A 22931-nucleotide genomic window follows, 5' to 3' on the forward strand; every position below is an offset into this window, starting at 1 on the left:
CCCGTTCGGACTAACGGAACAAATCGCGCCAGGACACGGCCTGGTCGCCAAGCGTCTCGTTTGGACTTACTTCGCGTCGGCGTAGCAGGTCACGGGCACGGCGTTCATCGGGAACCGCACGGCCGTGTCGCCGAACAGCAGCCGCGTCGCCTCACGGCCCGCGTCGGCGATCGCCTCGATCACGGCATCGGCGTCCTCGCGGGGGCAGTGCACCAGGACCTCGTCGTGCTGGAAGAACACGAGGTGCGCGTCGGCGGGCAGGTGGTGGCGCAGCACGGCCAGCAGTGCCGCCGTCCAGTCCGCCGCGCTGCCCTGCACCACGAAGTTGCGGGTGAACCGCCCCCAGTTGCGCGCCGCCTGCCGCGACGAGCTCGACACGTTCCCGGAGTCGTCCGCGCCCCCGGTCAGCTCCTGCCAGGCCGCGGACGGCGTGGGTGACGTGCGCCCGAGCCGCGTGCGCACCATCCGCCCCTGCTCACCGGCCTGCGCGGCCGCCTCCACGTAGCCGACCGCGACGGGGAAGCGTTTGCGCAGCACCGCGAGCAACGGCCCGGCCTCGCCCGAGGTGCCGCCGTACATCGCCGAGAGCATCGCGATCTTCGCGCGCGGCCGCTCGCCGGAGAACGAGTCCTCGGCCAGCGCCGCGTACAGGTCGTCGTCCCCGCACACCTCGATCAACCGCGCATCCCCTGACAGCGCAGCGAGAATCCGCGGTTCGAGCTGGGAGGCGTCCGCCGCCACGAGGCACCAGCCGTCGTCCGCGATCACGGCCTGCCGCATCAGCCGCGGGATCTGCAACGCCGCCCCGCCGCGCGAAGCCCACCGCCCGGAAACCACGCCTCCGACAACGTAATCCGGCCGGAACCGCCCCTCCGACACCCACGCGTCGAGCCACGTCCAGCCGTGCGCCACCCACAGCCGTGCGCGCTCCTTGTAGTCCAGAAGCGGTGCCACGGCAGGGTGATCGACCTTCTTCAGCACCCACCGCCGCGCCGACGGCACCTCGATGCCCGCCCGCGCGAACGCCTTCACGATGCTCGCCGGCGCGTCCGGGTTGAGCTCGCGCCCGCCGAAGGCTTCCTGGATCTCCTCCGCCAGCGCCTGCAACAGCTTCGGGCGCTGACCCGGCGCCGGACGGGGCCCGAGCACCTCCTCCAGCAACCGGTTGTGCACGTCCTCGCGCCACGGCAGCCCGTGGAACGTCATCTCCGCCGCCACCAGCGCCGACGCCGACTCCGCCGCGATCAGCAGCCCCAGCGCCGGATTCCGTTGCTGGGCGCGGAAAACCAGCGACAACGCCGTCAGCGGATCGGTGCCGCCCGGCAGCGCCACCGGTTCCGGCCCGAACAACGTCAGCGCGTCGTCCTTCTTCGGCGGCCCGACGTCCGCCGGCGCCGGCACGCCCAGCACCCGCGCCAACGCCCCGGCGAGCTCCTTCGGCTCCCGGTGCCGCCCCTCCGCGCCGAGCAGCAGCGACTCGGTCAGGTGCAGGTCCCAGCACCGGTCGACGCGCACCCCGGCCGCGAGCAGCAGCGGGTAGATCTCGGACGTGTCCGCCCACACCCAGCGCGGCCGGTGGGCGCGTTCCAGCGACGCGACGGCGGAGGCCAGCGACGAAGCCGCCATGACGGGCCCCGCCGCGGTCCCGTCGTCGTTCAGCTTCTGCCACCGACCCGCGCCGTCGCCCTCAGCGACCAGGGCGACCAGCACACCCCGAATTGTGCCGACAGGGTCTGACAATTTCAGTCCAGGCTGAACTGGAAACGTTTGCAGGGTTGTCGAGGAGCTACCTGTTGGACGTTCTCCAAGCCAGTAGGCGTTGGGGTGAAAGAAAAACAGGAAAAGACCACGATGGTGTGGTCTTGCTACCCCTGGCCTGACCTGCGACCGACTATGAAGGAGTGGACCGAGCACTCAGCGTCGCCGCACTGCTGGATCCCACCCATCAGGTGGTCCCCTTTCACGGCAGAGAATCCGAACTGCGCACACTCCTGCGGTGGCGCGACAGCTCGGCGCCCCAGGCCTCTCTGCTGCTGCACGGCGCTGCCGGCGCGGGCAAGACCAGGCTCCTGCGGCACTTCGGGGAGGAGCACTGGGACGACGCCGCGCACGGCAGACTGCTGCTGGTCGACGACGCCGACCGCCTCCCGTGGCAGGACGTCTTCCTGCTCCTGCAGGAGACCCTGCGCGGGGGCCCGGAGCGCACGCGGGTGCTGCTGGCGGCGCGGACCACGGGCTGGTGGTGGTCCTCCACCCGGCAGCGCATCGCCGACTTCGACCACGAGGTCACCGACCTCCCGCTCCCGGGCACGCTCGACGACAGGGCCGAGTCGTTCACGCTGGCCTGCCAGCACTTCGCGAAGCAGCTCATGGTCACCGCGCCGGACGAACCGCCGCCGAACATCGCCGACGAGACGGTGCTCGACCTGCACATGGCCGCGTTGACGGTCGTGCACGGCGACCCGTGCGACGTGAACCGCACCCAGCTCGTCCGCCAGCTGCTGCAGCGCGACGACGGCCGCGGCACCGGCCGCGTCGCCGAGGACTACCTGGCCGTCGCGACCCCGGACACCCCGGACCCGGACCTGCTGGCCCGCGCCGCCGAACGCTGGCCCCAGCTGCGCGCGAAGCTGGACGAACTGATCACCGGTGATCCCGAGGTCGTGCACGACATGGCCCGCGACAGCCTCCGCATCGCCGCCGAGACCGGCTCGGTCGCGACGCTGGAGACCATCGCGCGCAAGGTCTTCCGCGACGAGCGGTTCGCCACCGACGCGCTCGGCTCGATCCTCACCCGCCGCCTGCTCGACCGCGCCACCGACACCCTCGACCGGGCCGAGATGTACGGCATGCTCAGCGCCCGCACGATGGTGTGCGGCCTGCGTCAGGAGTCCGTCGACGCCTCCCTGGCCGAGGTCGGGTGCTACCGCGAGCTCGCCGAGCAGGACCCGGAGAACCGGCCGTTGCTCGCGGACGCGCTGGGCGACCTGGCGCTGCGGCTGATCAACGCCGGGCGCATGGGCGAGGTGCTGGAGGTCTCCGAGGAGGCGATCGAGCTCTGGCGCGAGATCTCGCAGACCGATCCCGAGAGCATCCCGCAGCTCGCGTCCGCACTGGAGCAGATCAGCTACCGCTACCAGGCGCTGGGCCGCGACGAGGACGCCACGAGCGCCATCAGCCACGCCACCCTGCTCTTCCAGGAACTCGCGAAGACCTACCCGGCGCTCTTCCGCGCCGACTTCGCGCGGGTCGCCGCCGTGATGGCCCACCGCTTCCAGTTCGAGGGCAACCGGCAGCACGCGGCCGACTCGATGCAGCTCTCCATCGCGAACTGGCGGGTCGTCGCGCGGGAGGACCCGAGGTTCGAGCCGGAACTCGCCCGCAACCTCGTCGCCGCGGGCACCATGTTCGTCGACCTGGGCCGGGCCGGTGCCGCGGACGAGGCGCTCAAGGAGGCCGTGGACCTCTTCCGCCACCTCGCCGTCGCGCACCCCGGGACGTTCGGCAGGGACCTCGCCGACGCCCTCGGCCGGCGCAGCCAGGCGCTGCTCGACCTGGCCAACGACGTCGACGCAGCCCTCACCGCGCGCGAGGCCGTCATGCTCTGGCGCGAGACGGGGGACCGGAAAGGCCTGGTCACCGCACTGCTCACCGTCGCCAAGGTCGTCGGTGACGTCGACGCGGCGGTCGAAGCCGTTGCGGTGCAACGAGAACTGACCGAGGAAGACCGGGTGCGCCACCAGGCCGGACTGGTGATCGCCCTGACGGCGCTGGTGGACCAGCAACTCCTGCGCGACCGGGACGAGGAGGCGTTGCGCACGGCCGACGAATGCCTTGAGCTCTGCGAACGCCTGCCGCACCAGCTCGTCGAGTACTTCGGCACGACTTTGGCGCCACCGCTGCAGAACACGGCCCGCGCGCTGTCCGATGCGGACCACCACGTCCGCGCCGTGCGGATGTCCGCGTTCAGCGTCGAGGTCTGCGCGGCACTGCGCACGAAGACGGCCCCGACGGTCTACCTCTCGGCGCTGCAACGCTACGTGTGCCGGCTCCGTGCCGCGGAACGCCGAGAGGAAGCGCGCAACACCGCCCACACCGCGGTCGTGCTCTGGCACCTGTCCGGCGTCGAACCGAACGTGGACTACGCGGACCTGGTCACGATCTACGGCATGCTCTGCGCCGAGACGAAGTTCCAGACCGCCCAAGCACTCCGGCTCACCCACCAGGCGGCGGAGATCCTCCGCGAGGCGGGTGAGCCGGTGAAGCTGCGGTTCGCGCTGGAGACCGCGGCGGAGCTCAGCTCTTCGTGAGCAGCGAACGCACGAAGAACGCGACGTTGGCCGGGCGCTCTGCCAGGCGGCGCATGAAGTAGCCGTACCACTCGTCCCCGTACGGGACGTAGACGCGCATCCGGTTGCCCTCGGCCGCGATGCGGCGCTGCTCCTCGGGCCGGATGCCGTATAGCATCTGGAACTCGTAGGTGTCCTTCGACCGCGCGGACGCCAGGTCGGCGGCGATCGCGATCAGGCGCGGGTCGTGCGAGGCGACCATCGGGTAGCCGTCGCCCTCCATCAACACCTTCAGGCAGCGCACGTACGACAGGTCGACCTCGTGCTTGTCCTGGTAAGCAACGGAAGCGGGCTCCTGGTACGCGCCCTTGCACAGCCGCACGCGGGAACCGGCGTACGCGAGGTCGCGGCAGTCCTGCTCGGTGCGGTGCAGGTAGGCCTGCAGCACCGCGCCCACCCACGGGAAGTCCACCCGCAGCTCACGCAGGATGCCCAGTGTGGAGTCCGTGGTGGTGTGGTCCTCCATGTCGAGCGTCACGGTCGTGCCGACGACACCGGCGGCGGCACAGATGCGCCGGGCGTTCTCCAGCGCGATCTTCTCGCCGTCGATCGCGAGCGATTGACCGACGGCCGACAGCTTCACCGACACCTCGGCGCCCTCGGTGAGCCCGAACGACTCCAGCCGCGCCAGCAACGTCAGGTACGCCTCGACGGTGGCGTTGGCCTGCGACTCCTCGAAGGTGTCCTCACCGAGGTGGTCGAGCGTGACGAGCCGTCCGTCGCCGAGCACCTCGGCGGTCGCGCGGATCGCCGCGTCCACATCGGCACCGGCGACGAACCGCTCGACGACGGGCCGGGTCAGCGGCGTCGACTCGACGAGCTTGCGGGCACCCGCGCTGCGGGACGCCAGAAGGAGGCTGGAGCGCAACATAGGTTCACGTCCTCAGGGTGTGAAAGGTGAGGGGAACGTCGAAGTGCTTGTGGCGCAACGACGTTCCCCTCACTCAGAAGGGCCTGGTCTAGCCCTGGTGCGGGTGGAGGTGGTTGGTGGGCGCCGCGAAGGTCTCCTTGATGGAGCGCGGGCTGACCCAGCGGAGCAGGTTGTGGACCGACCCCGCCTTGTCGTTCGTGCCGGACGCGCGGCCGCCGCCGAACGGCTGCTGGCCCACGACGGCACCGGTGGGCTTGTCGTTGACGTAGAAGTTGCCCGCGGCGAACCGCAGCTCTTCCTGCGCGTGCGCCACGGCGGCGCGGTCACGCGAGATGATCGAGCCGGTCAGACCGTACGGAGCCGCGCTCTCCATCTGCTTGAGCACCGTCAGGTAGTCGGCGTCCTCGAAGACGTGGACCGCGAGCACCGGGCCGAAGAACTCGGTGGTGAACACGGAGTTCGCCGGGTCCGAGCCGAGCAGCACGGTCGGCCGCACGAAGAAGCCGTCCGAGTCGTCCGCCGTACCACCGGCGGCGATCTCCAGCGACGAGTCGGCGCGAGCGGCCTGCAGCACGCCCGACAGCTTGTCGAACGAGCGGCGGTCGATCACCGCGCCACCGAAGTTCGAGAAGTCGGTGACGTCGCCGTAGGTCAGCGCCTCGACCTCTGCCAGGAACTGGTCGGAGATCTTGTTCCACACCGAGCGCGGCACGTAGGCGCGCGACGCGGCGGAGCACTTCTGGCCCTGGTACTCGAACGCACCGCGGATCATCGCGACGCGCAGCACGTCCGGGTCGGCCGACGGGTGCGCGAGGATGAAGTCCTTGCCGCCGGTCTCGCCGACGATGCGCGGGTACGAGCGGTAGTTCGCGATGTTCGCGCCGACCTGCGCCCACAGCTTCTGGAACGTCGCGGTGGAGCCGGTGAAGTGGATGCCCGCGAGGTCGGGGGAGTTGAGCGCCACCTCGGACACCGCGAGACCGTCACCGGGCAGCAGGTTGATGACGCCGGGCGGCATGCCCGCCTCTTCCAGCAGCCGCATGGTGAGGTGCGCGGCGAACGACTGGGTGGGCGACGGCTTCCACAGCACGACGTTGCCCATCAGCGCGGGCGCGGTCGGCAGGTTGCCGGCGATGGCGGTGAAGTTGAACGGCGTGATGGCGTAGACGAAACCCTCGAGCGGACGGTGGTCCGTGCGGTTCCACACGCCGGGGGAGGAGATCGGCTGCTCGCTCAGCAGCGTGCGGGCGAACTGCACGTTGAAGCGCCAGAAGTCGATCAGCTCGCACGCCGAGTCGATCTCCGCCTGGATCGCGGTCTTCGACTGGCCGAGCATCGTCGCGGCGTTCAGCGTCTGGCGCCACGGGCCGGCGAGCAGGTCGGCGGCCCGCAGGATGATCGCCGCGCGGTCGTCGAACGACATCGCGCGCCACGCCGGGGCGGCCTCGCGGGCCGCGCGCAGGGCGTCGGTCGTGTCCTGCTGGGTCGCGCCGGCGAGGGTGCCGAGGACCGAGCGGTGGTTGTGCGGCTGCACGACGTCGAACCGCTCGCCGCCACCCATGCGCTGCTCGCCGCCGATGGTCAGCGTCAGGTCGAGCGGCTCCTTCTGGAGCTCGACCAGCTTGGCCTGCAGTTCAGCGCGCTCCGGGGTACCGGGGGCGTACTGCAGGACCGGCTCGTTGACCGGGGCGGGAACCTGGGTGACCGCGTCCACTCGCAACTCCTTCTGGGCTTGTTCGGTACGCAAACCGTAAGTCCGCGCGACCCCGCCTCTGTTGTGCGAATCGCCAAGATTCACCAGGTCAGATGTACGATCGGACAGGTTATGAGTCTTCGGCACATCCTGATCGCACTCGGTGATCCACTCGTGGAACTCCAGGTCGCCCCGCTCGGCCTGGAGGTCGAGGTGCGTGACGTCGTGATCATGGACCCGGACGACCCGCCGGACGTGGCCCAAGGTGACCTCGCGCTGCTCATCGGCGCACGGGGCCGGGCCGCGTTGCCGCTGATCAGGGCCGCCGGCCGGGCTCGCGCGGCCGCCGTGGCCGTCAAGGAGAGCTCCCAGGCGCTCGAACAGGCCGCGACGGACGCGGGCGTGGCGTTGCTGGAGGTCAGGCCCGAGGTCCGCTGGGGACACCTGGAGTCGCTCGCCAAGAGCGTTCTCACCACGACCACCGACGACGGCGAGGTGCTCGGTGACCTGTTCGCACTCGCGCAAACGATTGCCACGCTGACCGGCGGCATCGTCAGCATCGAGGACACCGCGAGCCGCGTCCTCGCCTACTCCCGCTCGTCCGACGAGGTCGACGAACTGCGCCGGCTCTCCATCCTCGGCAGGCAGGGCCCCGAGCCGTACCTGAAGATGCTGCGCGAGTGGGGCGTCTACAACCTGCTGCGCTCGGGCGAGGAGGTCGTCCGCATCGACGAACGGCCTGAGCTGGGCATCCGCCGCCGCATCGCGGTCGGCATCCACGCCGGTCAGCAGCCGCTCGGCACGATCTGGGTGCAGGAGGGCGACCAGCCGCTGACCGAGCAGGCCGAACGGGCGTTGCTCGGCGCCGCCCGCGTCACCGCCCCGCACCTCATCCAGCAGCGCAACCAGCCCACGTCCCGGTTCCGGGAGAACCTGCTCGCCGCGTTGCTGACCGGCCGGATGGACGCCGCCACGGTCGCGGGCCAGATCGGCGCCGACCCGAAGAAACCCGCCGCCGTCGTGGTGTTCGCGGTGCGCAGCAGCGAGGGGGACCGCAGCGAGCACGAACTCCGCCGCGCCGAGATGACCGGCCTGATCTCCGTGCACGCGGCGGCGTACCGGCGCAGTGCGCTGGTGAGCGAGTCGAACGGCCGCACGTACGTCCTGCTGCCGGACCTCGCCCCGAACGCCCAGCTCCTCAACCTGACGCGGGAGATCGTCACCGCCGCGCGCCGGCACCTGCACGCGGCCGTGCAGGCCGCCGTCGGCTCCACGGTGTCCACTCTGGACGACGCGCAGATCTCCCGGCAGGAGGCCGAACGCGTGCTGGACGCGATGGCCCGCGACCTCGACGCCGAGGTGGCGACGCTCGCCGACGTCCGCTCGCAGGTGCTGGTGAGCGAGATCCTGGCGTTGCTGCAGGACAATCCGCGCATCCGGGACCCGCGGATCGACGCCCTCGGCCCCGAGTCGGCGAAGTCGTTGCTCGCCTACCTCGACGCGTTGGGTGACGTGCGCGCGGCGGCAGACCGTCTGCACGTGCACCCGAACACGTTGCGGTACCGGCTCAAGCGGATCGATCTGGACCTGGACGACCCGCTCGTCCGGCTCATCGCCCAGCTTCAGCTGAGGATGCGGTAGAGCAACGCCCGTTCCGCGATCGTCCAGGTCGTGGTCGTGAGCAGGTACAACCCGGCCGCCAGCGGCAGGTAGGCCGCGACCAGGATGGTGCCGTAGGGCAACACCTTGATCAGCCCGGTCATGAACCCCGGCTGAGGTGTCGTGGTCATCCGCGACTGCTGCCACCGCACGGTCAGATAGGCGACCACGGCGAGCAGTCCGAACAGCGCGAAGAACACCCACGCGAAGCCGGTCGTGAAGTGCGAGCCCAGCGAGATGCCGAACAACGTGCCGTCCAGCAACGGGTTCGGGGTCGTGACGACCTGGTAGACGACCATGAAGAACGGGATCGTCGCGAGCATCGGCAGCATGCCCGCGAACATCGACACACCGTTGCGCTTGTAGACCTTCTGCGACTCCTCGGAGAGCCGCACGAGGTCCTTGCCGTACTTCTTCTGCAGTTCCTGGATCTCGGGAGCGAGTTTGGCCTTGGCCTTCTCGCCGCGCACGGCCGCGCGGTAGAAGGGGTGCAGCGCGAGCCGCACGACGATGGTGAACAGCACGATGGCGAGCGCGGGCATGCCGAAGCTCGCCAGGGCAGCGCCCAGGTCAGCGAACAAGGGAGTGGTTCTCCGTCTTGAGTTGGGGATCTTGCGGACGTGTCAGAACGTCCGGCATCCCGGTGCTCGAGGACGGGCCTTGCCTGCCGCGTCGGGGTTTCGCAGGCGCAGCTGCGCCGTGCGCCTGGCTCGTTCGCGGATCGAGAGCGACCGCGCCGGTGCCACCGACAGCGGCACCAGCGCGACGACCACGATCAACGCGAGGGCGAGCGCGGTCACGGCCGCGACGACCTCGGTCGGCGAGGAGAACAGCGTGAAGGCGTAGAGGGCAGGCAGGAACACCGCGAGCAGCAACACCGCTCGCTGGTTGGTCTCCGGCCGCCACATGCCTCGCAGACTACCTGCGCTGGACGGGAATCGGGGCGGTCTGCAGCAGAGTGCCTGCTACGTCATAGAGCCTGACCTCCGTCGGCTTGCCCAGGCTCGGCCACCACGTCACGACCCAGCCGTTGCCGAGGCTCGCGGTCACGTCCAGCCCGTCCTCGGTGACGATGACCGCCTTGCCGACCTGCGGGCTCACCCGGCCGGTCAGGATGGTCGTGCGGGTGCCACTGTTCACGTCCGGCACGCCGATCTGCGGGGCGAAGTCGGCGAACGGGCGGTCGCCGAGCGGCTCGCGTTCCTCGAAGCCGCCGTGGGCGTTCATGCCGACGGCCGGCGGAGTTCCGTAGCACAAGGCCTCGGACTGCGGGCCGGTGAACACCACCATCGTCATGTCGCCGCGCTGGTCGGTGACCGCCGCCTCGCGCGGAGCCGGCCAGACCGGCTGCCCGTCCACCCCGCGTTCCGCGTCGTGCCGGTCGAGCGTCTTCGTGCACGCCGTTATCATGGGGCCCAGGTCGCTCGGCGCTTTCGGTTCGGCCGACCACGCGGCGGCGTCCTGGTTCGTCGGCGTCCACAGCACCAGCGTCACGGCGACAGCGGCGATCAAAGCCGTCGCGGGCACCGTGAAGCGCCACCAGCGACGGGACGGTTTCACACTGATCTCGTTGAGCAGTGCGTGCTTGCGGGCCTGAAGCCGCAACGGGTCGAGCTGCGGGATCTGCACCTGGCTCAGGTCCGACCACGCGGACATCTCCAGCACCTCCCGGTCGCCGGCGGGCAGCTTCTCCAGTTCCGCGATCACCTCTCTCGTGCGCGCTTCCGCGTCCACGCGCCGTGCCACGTCATCGGCGTGGTCGTCGTTGGCGTGCCGCGGCGGAACCTTGCCAAGAGCGGCCTTGTAGCGCGTGCGGGCGCGTTGGTGGTTGCGGGTGAAGCCGAGGGCGACGCTGTACAGCCACGGCCCCGCCTACGTCCGCGGGAGGAGGGCCGGTTCACGACTCGACCAGGCCCGGCCGTTCGGGGTGGTCGTAGCGCACGAAGAGGTCGGCCACCGGGTCGTAGTCGTCGAACGCGGGCAGCGTCCACTGCTCGGTGGTCTTGCGCTTCAGGGCACCGGGGGAGAGCCACAGGTGGACGGTGAGCTCGGCGGGCAGCCAGCGGTCCAGCATCAGGGTGCCGTCGACCAGCACGACGCCGTTCTCCGGCAGGGCGACGTACTCGGCGCGGCTCGCCCGGTCGGTCGCCGCGTTCCACAACGAGGGCAGCACCCTGCCGTCGAGCGCCGGGTCGAGGACCTCGCGCTGCAACCCCTTGTAGTCGAACCAGTCGTGCCGGTACGAGTACGAGTCGGTGCGGCCGTGTTCCAGCCGCACCGAAGCCGGGCGCAGGAAGTCCTGGAGGGACACCCGTCGCACCGCACGACCCAAGGCGCGCAACGGTTCCACGGCGGCGTCCGCGAGCTTGGCGGGATCGGCCGCGGGTGCGCCGTCGATGAGCACGCGCACCCGTCCGTCGAGCTCCGACACCTGGTCGACGATCACGGCGACGAGCGCGTCGAAGGTCAGCGGCCGGACCTTCACCGCCAGTCCACGGGTGGCTGCCAGTCCGCCCAGGCGGTGTCCCACCAGATCTCGCCGGACGCCAGCATCTTCTCGATCTTGAGACCCTCCGCCCGGATCTCCTCCGCCTCCTGGGCCGAGTACTTGCCCGCCGCGACCTGCTCCTCGAACTCGTCGAGGTCGCGCTGCGCCCACGTGCCGTCGGGCGCGAGGGTGTAGTCGAGCGCGTGGTCGAGGGTCTCGAAGCCGTCCTCGACGCGGCGGTAGGGCGCCTGGAGGTTCAGGTAGTAGTTGCCGAACGCCCTGTCGTCGCCCTTCCAGAACAGGTCGACCGAGTAGGCGTCCTGCGGGCGGTGCAGCATCAGCTTGCCGTGGCCGCGCCAGAAGCCGCGTTCGGGCTTGTCCCACGGGTGCGGGTGGTGGTGGTCGGGGTAGGTGAGCCGGGTACCCGGCTCCACGAACACCGCGAGCAGGCCCGGCTCGTCGACGATCACCCTGGTGGGCATCTCCGACCAGACCTTGCCGTGCAGCACCTCACGCCGCACCACGACCTCACCCGGCGTGAACGACCTCATGCGGAGAATTTACGTGATCACGCTCCGCCGCGTCCTCGGCCAGCATCTTCCGCTTGAGCGGCGGCACGGCGTTCGTCACGCGCAGGAAGGTCCGCTGGAACGCCGCCGCGACCCGTCCGATCACGGGCTTGTGGACCAGGCTGCGGCCGTCCATCATCTCGCGCGACGCCTCGACGGCGTGGAACCCGTACTCGACCATCTCGCGCTCGTACTCGCCGATGGCCTGCACGGCGTCCTTACCTCGGTGGGCCTCGACGAGCTTGCGGCACAACAACTCCGCGTCCCGCAGCGCCGTGTTCGCGCCGATGCCGCGGCCGGGCGTCATGAGGTGCACCGAGTCGCCGATCATCGTGACGTTGCTCGGCTCCCACGGCTTCAGGCGCTCGGACGTGCGGACCTTGATCTGGAACACGGTCTCCGGCGTGGCGGCGGCGAAGAGCGCGCGCAGGTCCGGGTGGAACCTCGGGGTGAGGTTCAGCACGACCTGCTTGAGTTCGGCCTGGCTCATGCCCTTCATGTCCGGGAACTTGTCGTGCGCGGCCGCGTAGCCCCACATGATGTAGTCGTCCTCGACGCCCGTGCCGTCGAAGCGCATGACGTGCAGGATCACGAACTCGCCCTGCGGCCCGAACAGCAGTGTGATCCCGCCGTCGGCCAGCGGTGGCAGCAGCTTCACGTTCTCGTCGGTCATCGGCAGCTTGCCGGCGATCGACGTGATGCCGGTGTCGGCCACCCCGGCGTGCGGCAGCCGCTGGCGGCGCACCTTGGACTGGGCGCCGTCCGCGCCGACCAGGACGTCACCGGTCTCGGACGTGCCGTCGTCGAAGAACGCGGTGACCGTGCCGTCGTCGTTCTGCGTGTAGTGCGTGAACGTGCGGTCGAACCGGACGACGTCGTCCAGGCCGTTCAGCAACGCCGTGCGCATCGCGATCCGGCTCACGGACTTCTCGCTGCGGCTGTCGTCGAGGTCCGTCGCGATCTCGCCGACCAGCAGCTCCTTGTACTTCTCGGTGCGCATCACTATGTGTTTCGGTGGCCTGGCCGTGGTGCGGACGAACTCCGCGAACACCTCGGGCGGCAGGCAGCTGTGCAGCGCCTTGCTGCCGTCCGGGCTGATCCCGACCCGGTAGCCGATCAGCATGCTGCGCGGCGTGCGGTCGCGTTCGAACAGCGCCACGTCCACGCCGGCCTTCTTCAACCCGTGCGCCAGGCACAGGCCCCCGGTCCCGGCTCCGATGACGAGCACGCGCATGACAAGCTCCCCTCAACCAAGTATCTTAGTTGGGAAGATATTCAGCTATTGAGACTCTTGTCAATCGTCCTGGCCGAGCCTCCGCAGCCGGGCCGTCGCGAGGGCGAGCCGGACGTCGTCCGGTGGCAGCAGCCTGACCAGCTGTTCCAGCGCCTCGACGTCGTGTTCGCCGGAGTCGGTCTGGGTGAACGTCCACAGGGCGTTCGCGTCGCCGCGCTGCAGGGCCGCCTTGCGCACACCGGTCGCGAGGTCGTCACGTTCGGCCAGCACGACCGGCGCCTCGGAACGGCGCAGCAGCGAGCCGCGGTATCGGCTGGTGGCGAGCGGCACGTCACCGTTCTGCAGGGCCGTGCGGACGCCGAGGAAGTCCGTCTCGACGTCGGCGGTCAGCCGGTACGGCCTGGTCGCCAGCACGTCGGTGCCCAGCTGGGCGCGCAGCCTGTGCAGTTCGGCGCGCACCGTCGTCGGGTTGCCGCGCTCGCCGTAGAGGTGCAGGGCGAGCTGGTCGGCGGTCAGCCTGCCCTGGAGCGTGAGCGCGCAGAGGATCTCCGCGTGCCGCAACGAGATCGGCACCTCACGGCCGTCCAGCACGACCTTGGGTTCGGGCAGCAGGAACGACAGCGACAGCATCCGGCGCCGGACGTGCCGCTGGCGTGGGACGCGCAGCAGGTAGCCGTTGGCGAGGGGTTCGAGCACCGCCTCGCGGCCGTCGGGGAGTTCGACGCGGTCCGCGGACACGTCCACGCGGGGCGGCAGCAGGCCGTACGGCTCGACGGCGACGACCCGGCCCGTCGGGCTGAGCAGCGCGCCCGGTTCGCCGCGCAACGCGATGAGGTGCCGCATGTTGCGCGCCCGCAGCTCCTCGTCCTGGGCGTGCATCCGGACGAGCATCTCCGACTCGGCGAGGCGGGCCGACGCCGAGACCAGCGCCACCATCGAGGGATGCACGGTCTCGATCGGGCCGCTCAGGTCGACGACCCCGATCGTGGTGCCCGTGTCGGGGTCGCGGATGGGGCTCGCCGCGCAGGTCCAGTGGTGGTACGTCCGCACCAGGTGCTCGGCCGAGTGGACCGTGACGGGGGCGTTGGTGGCGAGCGCGGTGCCCATGCCGTTCGTGCCCGCCGCCCGCTCTGACCAGAGCGTTCCCTCGGCCAGGCCGACGCCCTCGGCGTGGGAGCGGGTGTCCTTGGAGCCCTCGCACCACAGGATGTGCCCCTGGGCGTCCGCGACGATCATGATGTGCTTGGCCTCTTCGGCGAAGCCCAGCAACGTTTCCCGCAGGACCGGCAGCGTCGGGTGCAGCGGGTGCCGTTCGCGCAGGTCGGAGAGTTCGTCCGCGCCGAAGACCGTGGGGGCCGTGTGCAGGTCGGGATCGACGTTGGCGGCGAGTGACCGTTGCCACGACGCGGAAATCACTGAGCGTGGCGAATTGACCGTGCGAGTACCACTCAACACGGCATCTCTGACGCGACTCAGCAACAGTGCGTGTTGCCCGGGTTCGTGGGTCACTGATCCATCCACGGCTTGCAACGAGCATGCAACGTTCTGCTGCCTACTTTCTCATTTCTCCCACCCCGTTCAGCCGGTGGGCACCTTTTTGGCAAGGAATTCCGGCGAGGAGTCGACATGACGCAGTACGCGGCACCGGGGCGGCCCGGCAGCGTGGTCGCGTACCGGGCGAGGTACGACCACTTCATCGGCGGCGACTACGTGGCGCCCGTGAGCGGCGAGTACGTCGAGAACGTCACGCCGGTCACCGGCGAGGTGTTCACCGAGGTCGCCCGCGGTACCGACGCCGACCGGGCCCGCGCGCTGCACGCGGCCTCCGGCGCCGCCCGCGCGTGGGGCGGCACGACGCCCCGCGAGCGCGCCACCGTGCTGGTCGAGATCGCGGACCGCATCGAGGAGCACGCGACCGAACTCGCCGTCGCCGAGACCTGGGACAACGGCAAGCCGGTCCGCGAGGCCCTGGTCGCCGACCTGCCGATGCTGATCGAGCTGTTCCGGCAGTACGCCGCGATCATCCGCACCGAGAACGGTGAGATCGAGCAGCTGGGCCGCAAGGCCGTCGACTACCGCTCGTTCCAGCCGCTCGGCGTCGTGCACGAGCGCGTCTCCTGGGCGTTCCCGCTGATGAACGCCTGCCGCGTGCTCGCCCCCGCGCTGGCCGCCGGCAACGCCGTGGTGCTGGAGCCCGCCCTGCAGACGCCGGCCTCGATCCACGTCCTGCTGGGCGTGATCGCCGACCTGCTGCCGCCCGGGGTCGTCAACGTCGTCACCGGGTCGGACGACCACCCCGTGGTGGCGGGGCGGTGTCCGAACATCTTCTTCTCGGACGTCCTGGGGCAGCGTGACAACTTCCTGGACAAGGCACTGGAAGGCTTCGCGATGTTCGCGGCCAACCAGGGCGAGATCTCCACGGCGCCGTCCCGCGCGTTGATCCAGACCGCCGTCTACGAGGAGTTCCTGCAGCTCGCGACCGAGCGCACGCGGTCGTTGCGGCTCGGCGACCCGCTCGACACGGACACCATGGTCGGTGCGGTCGTGAGTCTTGCGCAGCGTGATCGAGTTCTTGCGTACGTCGAACGGGGCAAGGCCGAGGGCGCACGTCTGGTGCTCGGCGGCGAGGCCTCCGGCCACTACGTCCAGCCGACGATCTTCGAGGGCGACCACCGCTCCGCCGTGTTCGCCGACGACGTGCTCGGCCCGGTCGTCTCCGTGACGCGCTTCGACGACCGCGACGACGCCGTGAAGATCGCCAACGAGGCCGCCACCCAGCTCGGCGCGGGTCTCTGGTGCCGCGACCTGGTGCTCGCGCACAACGTCGGGCAGGACCTGCGCGCCGAGCGGGTGTGGATCAACAACTACTACGCCTACCCGGCGAACACCGCCGTGCTCGCCGAGTACCGGCGCGTGAAGCACCTGGTCGTCAGCTACTCGGACCGGGGCCAGGGCTACTTCTAGTCACTTCTTCCAGGGCACCTGGGGGCTCGCGTAGAACCCGATCCCCTGCACCTTCCACCGCGGCGCCTGCGCACCGAGCCGCGGCGCGAACCGCTCCCAGTTGTGCGTGCTCGCCTGGGCCCAGCCCAGTTCCGCCGCCACCGGGAGCCTGGGGAAGGCCATGTACTCGATGTCGCTCGAGGTCCTGATGGTCTCGGTCCACAGTGGAGCCTCGACGCCGCGGACGTTCTGCTCGGCCACGCCCTGCAGGTAGGCGCCGGGGTTCCAGTTGTAGGAGTCCTTCACCTCGACCAGCCCCGCCCAGTCCAGGCCGAGCTTGGTGTCCTTGTCGTACTTCATGTCGAGGTAGATCTTGTTCGCCGGCGACATCAGCACCTTGTTGCCGCGCCTGGCCGCCGCGGCCACGTTCTCGTCCGTCGTGGTGGTGCCCCAGAACTGCGGGATCGTGCCGGTGTCCTCGGTGGTCTTGACGAACTCGTGCCACCCGACCGTCGTCTTGCCGTACTTCTTCACCAGCGGCAGGACCCGGTCCATGAACTTCCGGTAGTCGGCGTCCGGCGTCGACAGCGCCTCGTCGCCGCCGATGTGGAAGTACGGGCCCGGCGTGATGGCGGCTACTTCTTTGATCACGTCCTCGACGAACCTGTACGTGATGTCCTCGTCGATGCAGAGGGAGCTGAACCCGACCTCGGTCCCCGTGTACAGCGGGCGCTTCTTGCCGTCGCAGTTGAGTTCGGCGTAGCTGGCCTGGGCTGCGTTGGTGTGGCCCGGCATGTCGAACTCGGGGATCGTGGTGATGCCGCGATCGGCCGCGTACGCGACCAGGTCCTTGTACTGCGCCTGGGTGTAGAAGAGCTTGCCCGTCCGGCCGCCCACCTCGGTGCTGCCGCCGATCTTCGTCAGCTCGGGCCAGCTCTTGATCTCCAGCCGCCAGCCCTGGTCGTCGCTCAGGTGGAGGTGGAAGTAGTTGATCTTGAACGCCGCGATCTGGTCGATGTAGCGCTTGACCTGGTCCGTCGTGAAGAAGTGCCTCGACACGTCCAGCATGGCGCCGCGGTGGTGGTACCTGGGGTGGTCGAGGATGCTGGCGCCGGGGACCCGCCACGGGCCCTGCTGCTTGGTCTTGGCTTCGGTTTTCGCCGGGAGCAGTTGCCTCAGCGTTTGGACGGCGTTGAAGTGGCCTGCCGGGGTGTTGGCTCGGATGACCACCTGCTTGGGGGTCACGTCCAGTTGGTAGCCCTCCGGGCCCGTTTTCGGGTCTGCGCCTCCGGTGAGGACTATGCCGTCGCCTTGGACCTGGTTTGTGATCGGCAGGGGGTAGCCCGTGCTCGGGCGGAGGATGCTCGCCAGCAGCTCGGCCGGCTTCCTGGCGTCCTCGGTGGCCAGTTGGATCTTGGCTGTTGTGGTCAGGGTGAAGGTGATGTCTGGGCGGGGTTGGACCTGGGCCGGTTGGGGGACCAGTTCCTGCAGGGTGGTGGCGGGGGCCGCCGCTGCTGTCTCGGTCACCAGCACTCCTGATCCGGCGATCATCAGCGCTGCCAGCGCTGCCTTGAGTTTTGTGGTCACGCCGTCCGTCCTCCTGGGTCCCTGGGGGTGCGGGGGCGGCGTTCGATCACCGTTTCAGGGGGTGCGGTGGGTGTCAAGGTTCAGACCAATTTCTGCGGGCGCACCGGGTCCGTGGCGTTCCCCTGTCGCGTAGAGCGGCTGCCGGTTGCGTTGGCGGTGGGGACCCCACCGCCAACCCCGCGCGTCGAGTGCGGCTCAAGGACGGCTCGCCCTCGGCTTCGCCTGCCGTCAGAGGTGTTCCTTGCTCAGCTTGTGCCACAGCGCCGGGAGTGCTGCCTCCGTCTTGTGCGCCAGCTCCACCTCCTGGCCGTACAGGAGGCCGAAGGTGAACCCGTTCGCGTCTCCCCGGCCCAGGTCCAGCAGGACCGGGCGCGCCACCACCGAGTCCTGGTGGTCGCCCAGCAGCGTTTGGACGTCCTTCGCCCGCTTGCGCAGGGCCTTGGCGTGCTTGCCCAGTGCGGGTTCCGCCACTTCGGCCGAGTAGCGCAACCGCTTGGCCGCCTTGCGGGCCTCGTGCAGCGGTTCGTCGCTGTCGGAGGTGGCCAGCGCGGCCTGCACTCGGGTGTCCAGGCGGTGTCGTGCCTTCTCCACCAGGCGGGGCAGCACCTCTCGTGCCTTGCCGGACGCCGCGTCGGTCAGGGGTGGGGTGGCCAGCAGCGTGTCGATCGCGGTGAGGAGGTCGAAGTAGCGCTCGCTGTCCAGCGCGGCCACGGAGTCCTTGTGCGCCTTGGCTTCCAGTGGTGCGAAGTGGCGGGTCAGGCGGGCGGCCACGTCGCCCAGTACCAGTTCGGGTGGGAGGGCGTGGAGGCCGTCGGTGAAGCGCATGCGGAGGACTTCGAGGTCGCGGGAGGTGCCCAGGACCGAGGCCAGCCACTTGAGTTCGTCGGTCAGGGTGCGGGTCTGGTCGCGGTCCACGATCTTGCCGAACGCCTGGAGGGCCGAGCGCATGCGGCGGGTCGCCACTCGCATCTGGTGGACGGCGTCGTCCTCGTTGCGGCGGACCCGCGGGTCCTGGTTCTGGAGGGCGGCTCGTTGTTCGTAGAGGTAGGCGAGGACCACTTCGCCCGCCGTGGACTTCTTGCCGATGGTGGGGCCGGAGTCGCGTTTGACGCCGATCACCTGGGAGAGCTTGGACTTCGAGGACGACGGGTGGATGCCCGCGTCGCCCAGGTGGCGTTCGACGGTGTCGAGCAGGTCGGCGGAGCCGCTCTCGCCCAGTTCCACCTCGATCTCGCGCCACGAGGTCGTGGTGGTGGAGGAGCCCAGGGTTTGGGCGGTGACCACGTCGTCGACGACCTCGGCGAGCATTTCGCCGTTGCCGTTGGTCAGCTGCCAGCGGCGGCGGTTCGTGCGGATTTCGGCCACCGGCGTGAGCGTGTCGCCACGGGTGTGGGCCTGCACGAGAGAGGAGAGGTCCTTCGGGGGCTTCTTCGTCGCGCGGCCCAGGGGGACGCGAAGTTCCTGGCGCGAGTCGCCGCCCGCCGGGAGTTTGAGGTGCCAGCCCTCGTCGGTGCCGCCCACCCGCCTGCGCAGCGTGACGCCGGCGCGGGCCAGGCGGTAGTCGCCGGTGTCGAAGTAGGTGGCTTCGAGGTCGAACTCCTCCGGGCCGGTCGCCACGCCGGTGATCTCGGTGAGGTCCGGCAGGCTCGCGTCCGATGGGGCCTCGTACTTGCGTTCGGTCTCAGTAACAGAGGTCGCCATTTCCTATTAATACCTCGTTTTGTCAGGATTCACCCCTGTTGTGACGGTCCGTGAGGACCGGTGCCACGGCTGGGCGGAACGTGGTCCCTAATGCGTGCATTCGGTGCCTGCCCGCTGTTGCCGCGTGCGCGCGTCCGGTTCGCTGGTCGCGTGCCCACGGAGAAGGAACGGCTCGACGTGGTCGAGCCGCAGGTCGCCACGTTGATCAGCCACGTCGGTCAGCTCACGGCCGAGCTCGAACGTGTCACGGCTCGGCTCACCGTGCTCGAACGGCGGCTGTCCGGCGCGGGCGACGGGCCGCTGGCCGATCTCGACGCCGTCAGCGGGGACGTCGAACCGCTGGTCGAGGCGTTGCGCAAGGCGTGGGACGCCGAGCAGGAGATCCTCGCCGACCCAGCCCGCGTCGAGCTGAAGCAGGAGGTCCTCGAGTTCGACGGCCTCAAGGCCCGCCGCGACGACGCCAGGTCCAAGTTGGACGGTGGGCGGGTGCCGCGGTTCGAACGGGACGCGCTGTCGCACGAGGTGCGGCAGATGGAGTGGCTGATCAACGCCAACGAAGCCAGCGCGCAGCGGGCCGCCGCGCGGCTCGAGGCCGACGAGGACGCCGGTGGCGAGGAGTGGCGCACCGAGGCCGTGCTCGCCGGCGGCAAGGCCCGCGCCGAGATCAGGGACGCCGCCGCGCGCCGCATCTCCGAGGCGCTCGGCCAGTACGCGCGCATGCCCGTGTGGTTCCGGGTCGGCCTCGGCGAGATCCCGACGCCGGACCCGTCGTTCTGGCTCGAGTCGGCGATCGCCGTGCTCGCCTACCGGCTGGAGTACGGCGTGACGGACGCGGTGTCACCGCTCGGTGCTGCACCGTCCGCCGCCTCGGGCAGCGAGAACTGGGTGCGCCGCACGAACGTCCACGCGGACATCACCGACCGGCTCACGACGCTGGCCGCGACGTTCCACCTGCAGTAGCCGCGCTGCCGAGCTCGTACCTGAACGCACCGCCCACCATCGTCGCGAGCACCGGGATCTCCGCGATCGCGTCGCTGGTGCGCGGGTCGTCGCCGAGCACCACGAGGTCCGCGAGCTTGCCCGGCGTGAGGCTGCCCAGCACGTGCTCCTTGCGGCAGGCGTAGGCGCTGCCGAGCGTGTACGCGCGGATCGCCTCCTCGACCGTGATCGCCTCGTCCGGACCGACGGAACGGCCGCCCGACGAGCGCCGGTGCACCATGAAGTCGATGGCGCGCAACGGTGCCCCGTCCGCGACCGGTCGGTCCGAACTGCCCGCGACGGTGATGCCGTGGTCGAGGAACGCCCGCCCGCGGTACATCCACGGCGCCCGCTGCGCGCCCATGATCTCGCTGTAGTCGTCGCCGTACGCCCACAGGAACGCCGGCTGGACCACCGGGACCACGCCGAGCTCGGCGATCCGCCCGAGCTGCTCGGGACGGACCAGGCCGCAGTGCTCGATGCGGTGCCGGGCGTCGGCGCGCGGCCGCCTGCGTTGCGCTTCTTGGAGCGCGTCCAAGGTGAAGTCGACGGCCCGGTCACCGATCGCGTGGACCGCGAGCTGCCACCCTGCGTGGTGGGCGTCGATGATCGCCGCCCGCATGAACTCCTCGGGTTCGGCCAGCTGACCGGCGTTGTCGATGCCGGCATAAGGCGCGGACAACGCGGCGGTGCGCGCCATCATGCCGCCGTCGGTCCACAGCTTCATGGCACCCAACGACAGCATGTCGTCGCCGAAACCGGTGTGCAGGCCGAGGTCGATCGCGCGCGGGATCCCGTCGGCCGGGTCGGCGGCGACGTCGTGCAGGACGTGCGCGGACACCATGAGCTGCACGCGGATCGGCAGCCGAGCCCGTTGGTAGGCGGCGGCTTCGAGCGGGCTGCTGGCGATCAGACCCGCGCCGATGCCCGCCTCCGCGCACATCGTGACGCCCTCGGAGAGCACCTGTTGTGCGCTCGTGTGCAGCTCGGCGGTGATCTCGTCGAGCGAGTAGGGGAGCCGCAACGTGCGGGCGGCCAGCTGCTCGTTCTCGGTCAGCCACCCGTCGCTGCTGATCTCCGGGAGTTGGTGCAGCACAACGGAGTTCACGACGCACGCGTGCCCGGAGAGATCGGCGACGTAGACGGGCCTGCCGTCGCTGATCCGGTCGAGGTCGAGGGCCGTGAGCGGGCGGTCCATGATCCGCCGGTCGTAGCCCGAGGCCTCGATCCAGCCCGTCCCGCCGACGTCGGCGAGCCGGTCGAGGACGCCCTCGACCGTGGTCACGCCCGTGATGTCGGTGGTGCGTCGCCCGTTCCACGCCAGGTGCGTGTGGGCGTCGACGAAGCCGGGCAGCACGACGGCACCGCCCAGGTCGACGGTCTCGGCGGCCGGGAGGTCGGCGACGTCGGAGTCCAGTCCGGCGATGCGGCCCTGCCAGATGCCGATCGTGTGCGCGGCGGGGCGGGCCGGGTCCATCGTGACGGCCCGGCAGCCCGTCAGCTTGAGGTCGAGTCTCACGTGGTCGCGAGGACCGGTACAGGGGTGTTCGTCAGCACGGACGCAAGGATCTCACCCGAGCGCACCGCGACGTTGGACAGCAACGACGACGTGATGCCGTGCGAGTGCTCGGTGCCGCCCTGGAGGTAGACGCCACCGCGCAACGACGTCTGCACGCGGTAGTCGCGGCCCACGACCAGACGGCCGGCCTCGTCCCGTGCGCACGCTTCTTCGAGACCGCCGAGAACGGGCGTGGCCTCGTCGTAGCCGGTGGCGAGCAGCACGAGGTCGGTGTCCACGAACTCCTGCTCGCCGGTGACCAGCGACTGGATCACCGCGCGGACGCCGTCCGCCGACTCCTCGACCGCGACGAGCCGGGTCATCTTCATCATCTTCAGGCGCTCGGTGCCGAGCACCTTCTCCCGGTACTCGGTGCGGTAGAGCTGCGCGATCAGGTCGACGTCGACCACCGAGTAGTTGGTGTTGCGGTGGTAGTCCATCAACCGCCGCTTCACGGCGTCCGGTGCGTCGTAGTAGTGGTCGACGGCCTCGGGGTCGAAGATCCGGTTCGCGAACGAGCTGTCGTCCGCGGGGGAGTAGCCGTAGCGGGAGAACACCGAGCACACCTCGGCGCCGGGGTACTCGCGGTGCAGGTACGCCACGGCCTCGGCGGCGCTCTGGCCCGCGCCCACGACGACGCAGCGCTTCGGGTCCCGCAGGCCCTGGACGCGGTGCAGGAACTCGCTGTTGTGCCACACGCGGTCCGACAGCGCGATGCCCTCGGGCACGGCCGGGCGCAGTCCGGTGGCGAAGACGAGGTTGCGGGCGTGGTACACGTCACCCGTGGCCGTCGTCACCTCGAAGAGGTCGTCGTGGATCGCTTCCACGCCAACGGCTTCGACGCCGTACGCGACCACGTCGTCGACCTGCGCGGCGGCCCACTCGAAGTAGTCGTGGAACTCGACGCGCAGCGGGAACAGGTTCTTGTGGTTGACGAAGTCGACCAGCCGGCCGCGGTCCCGCAGGTAGCAGAGGAACGAGAAGCGGCTGGTCGGGTTCCGCATGGTGACCAGGTCCTTGAGGAACGACACCTGCATGGTGGCGTCGTCCAGGAGCATGCCCCGATGCCAGCCGAACGCCTGCTGGCGTTCCAGGAACACCGCGGTGACAGGGGTTTCGGCCTGCTCGTTGTGCTCGGTCAGAGCGATGGCGAGCGCCAGGTTCGAGGGACCGAACCCGATGCCGACGATGTCGTAGATCGGATGCATGAGCAGTGAACTTAGGGAAGCCTAAGCTATCTGCGCAAGCCGTCAGTTAGGTTAGCCTGACCGTATCGCACCGGAGTAGAGGAGGACACCCCC

At 70.0% G+C, this 22931-nt stretch carries 18 protein-coding genes; 4 read left to right on the top strand and 14 right to left on the bottom strand.

Annotated elements, in window-relative coordinates; genetic code table 11:
• Positions 1-66: 66 nt before the first annotated feature.
• Complete coding sequence (locus QSK25_RS13430; RefSeq protein WP_285638480.1) at positions 67-1710, bottom strand: bifunctional 3'-5' exonuclease/DNA polymerase; 1644 nt, start codon at positions 1708-1710, stop codon at positions 67-69.
• Positions 1711-1901: 191 nt separating this feature from the next.
• Here QSK25_RS13430 and QSK25_RS13435 point away from each other — a divergent pair, with 191 nt between their 5' ends.
• Complete coding sequence (locus QSK25_RS13435) at positions 1902-4310, top strand: tetratricopeptide repeat protein (protein ID WP_285638482.1); 2409 nt, start codon at positions 1902-1904, stop codon at positions 4308-4310.
• Here the strand turns inward: QSK25_RS13435 and QSK25_RS13440 are convergent.
• Positions 4297-5220, bottom strand: a complete 924-nt coding sequence (locus tag QSK25_RS13440; protein WP_285638484.1) for a proline dehydrogenase family protein — start codon at positions 5218-5220, stop codon at positions 4297-4299. The two genes, QSK25_RS13435 and QSK25_RS13440, sit on opposite strands and share 14 nt — an antisense overlap.
• An 88-nt stretch (positions 5221-5308) precedes the next feature.
• A complete protein-coding gene (pruA, locus tag QSK25_RS13445) occupies positions 5309-6934 on the bottom strand; it encodes an L-glutamate gamma-semialdehyde dehydrogenase (protein WP_285638486.1) in 1626 nt (541 codons plus the stop codon).
• 111 nt (positions 6935-7045) lie between these two features.
• Here pruA and QSK25_RS13450 point away from each other — a divergent pair, with 111 nt between their 5' ends.
• Complete coding sequence (locus QSK25_RS13450; RefSeq protein WP_285638488.1) at positions 7046-8554, top strand: PucR family transcriptional regulator; 1509 nt, start codon at positions 7046-7048, stop codon at positions 8552-8554.
• Here QSK25_RS13450 and QSK25_RS13455 read toward each other — a convergent pair.
• The 7 genes from QSK25_RS13455 to QSK25_RS13485 form a co-directional block, all read right to left on the bottom strand.
• The gene (locus tag QSK25_RS13455) at positions 8536-9153 is read right to left on the bottom strand and encodes a YidC/Oxa1 family membrane protein insertase (RefSeq protein WP_285638490.1); all 618 of its coding nucleotides are present in this window, start codon (positions 9151-9153) and stop codon (positions 8536-8538) included. The genes QSK25_RS13450 and QSK25_RS13455 overlap by 19 nt on opposite strands.
• Before the next feature lie 42 nt (positions 9154-9195).
• Positions 9196-9480 carry a DUF6412 domain-containing protein gene (locus QSK25_RS13460; RefSeq protein WP_285638493.1) on the bottom strand — a complete coding sequence of 95 codons (285 nt, stop codon included), beginning with the start codon at positions 9478-9480 and terminating at the stop codon, positions 9196-9198.
• Between the two features lie 10 nt (positions 9481-9490).
• Positions 9491-10318, bottom strand: coding sequence for a hypothetical protein (locus QSK25_RS13465; RefSeq protein ID WP_285638495.1), 828 nt, complete (start codon positions 10316-10318; stop codon positions 9491-9493).
• A 151-nt stretch (positions 10319-10469) separates the two neighbouring features.
• Entirely contained in the window at positions 10470-11102 is a 633-nt protein-coding gene (locus QSK25_RS13470; protein ID WP_285638497.1) for a nucleoside/nucleotide kinase family protein, read from the bottom strand.
• Positions 11054-11611 carry a ribonuclease FAU-1 family protein gene (locus QSK25_RS13475; RefSeq protein ID WP_285638498.1) on the bottom strand — a complete coding sequence of 186 codons (558 nt, stop codon included), beginning with the start codon at positions 11609-11611 and terminating at the stop codon, positions 11054-11056. The genes QSK25_RS13470 and QSK25_RS13475 overlap by 49 nt, the downstream gene beginning before the upstream one ends.
• A complete protein-coding gene (locus tag QSK25_RS13480) occupies positions 11589-12863 on the bottom strand; it encodes an FAD-dependent oxidoreductase (protein WP_285638500.1) in 1275 nt (424 codons plus the stop codon). The genes QSK25_RS13475 and QSK25_RS13480 overlap by 23 nt, the downstream gene beginning before the upstream one ends.
• A gap of 60 nt (positions 12864-12923) precedes the next feature.
• Positions 12924-14384, bottom strand: a complete 1461-nt coding sequence (locus QSK25_RS13485; protein ID WP_502881840.1) for a GAF domain-containing protein — start codon at positions 14382-14384, stop codon at positions 12924-12926.
• Positions 14385-14489: 105 nt separating this feature from the next.
• Between QSK25_RS13485 and QSK25_RS13490 the strand changes: the two genes are divergently transcribed.
• The gene (locus QSK25_RS13490) at positions 14490-15827 is read left to right on the top strand and encodes an aldehyde dehydrogenase family protein (RefSeq protein ID WP_285638504.1); all 1338 of its coding nucleotides are present in this window, start codon (positions 14490-14492) and stop codon (positions 15825-15827) included.
• Here the strand turns inward: QSK25_RS13490 and QSK25_RS13495 are convergent, their stop codons facing one another.
• Entirely contained in the window at positions 15828-17393 is a 1566-nt protein-coding gene (locus QSK25_RS13495; RefSeq protein WP_502881841.1) for a beta-N-acetylhexosaminidase, read from the bottom strand.
• Positions 17394-17621: 228 nt separating this feature from the next.
• Positions 17622-19094 (bottom strand): CYTH and CHAD domain-containing protein, encoded by a 1473-nt coding sequence (locus tag QSK25_RS13500; RefSeq protein ID WP_285638506.1) that lies wholly within the window; start codon positions 19092-19094, stop codon positions 17622-17624.
• Between the two features lie 150 nt (positions 19095-19244).
• Here QSK25_RS13500 and QSK25_RS13505 point away from each other — a divergent pair, with 150 nt between their 5' ends.
• A complete protein-coding gene (locus QSK25_RS13505; RefSeq protein WP_285638507.1) occupies positions 19245-20054 on the top strand; it encodes a hypothetical protein in 810 nt (269 codons plus the stop codon).
• On the opposite strand, the gene QSK25_RS13510 is transcribed toward QSK25_RS13505, so the two are convergent.
• Together QSK25_RS13510 and QSK25_RS13515 are read right to left on the bottom strand one after the other, a co-directional pair.
• Positions 20020-21591: an amidohydrolase gene (locus tag QSK25_RS13510; RefSeq protein WP_285638510.1), complete on the bottom strand. Its 1572-nt coding sequence runs from the start codon at positions 21589-21591 to the stop codon at positions 20020-20022. The genes QSK25_RS13505 and QSK25_RS13510 overlap by 35 nt on opposite strands.
• Positions 21588-22838 (bottom strand): lysine N(6)-hydroxylase/L-ornithine N(5)-oxygenase family protein, encoded by a 1251-nt coding sequence (locus QSK25_RS13515; RefSeq protein WP_285638512.1) that lies wholly within the window; start codon positions 22836-22838, stop codon positions 21588-21590. Before QSK25_RS13515 ends, QSK25_RS13510 begins: the two co-directional genes overlap by 4 nt.
• Positions 22839-22931 lie beyond the last annotated feature (93 nt).

The sequence above is a fragment of the Lentzea sp. NBRC 102530 genome (genome assembly GCF_030269365.1).
Taxonomy (GTDB): Bacteria; Actinomycetota; Actinomycetes; order Mycobacteriales; family Pseudonocardiaceae; genus Lentzea.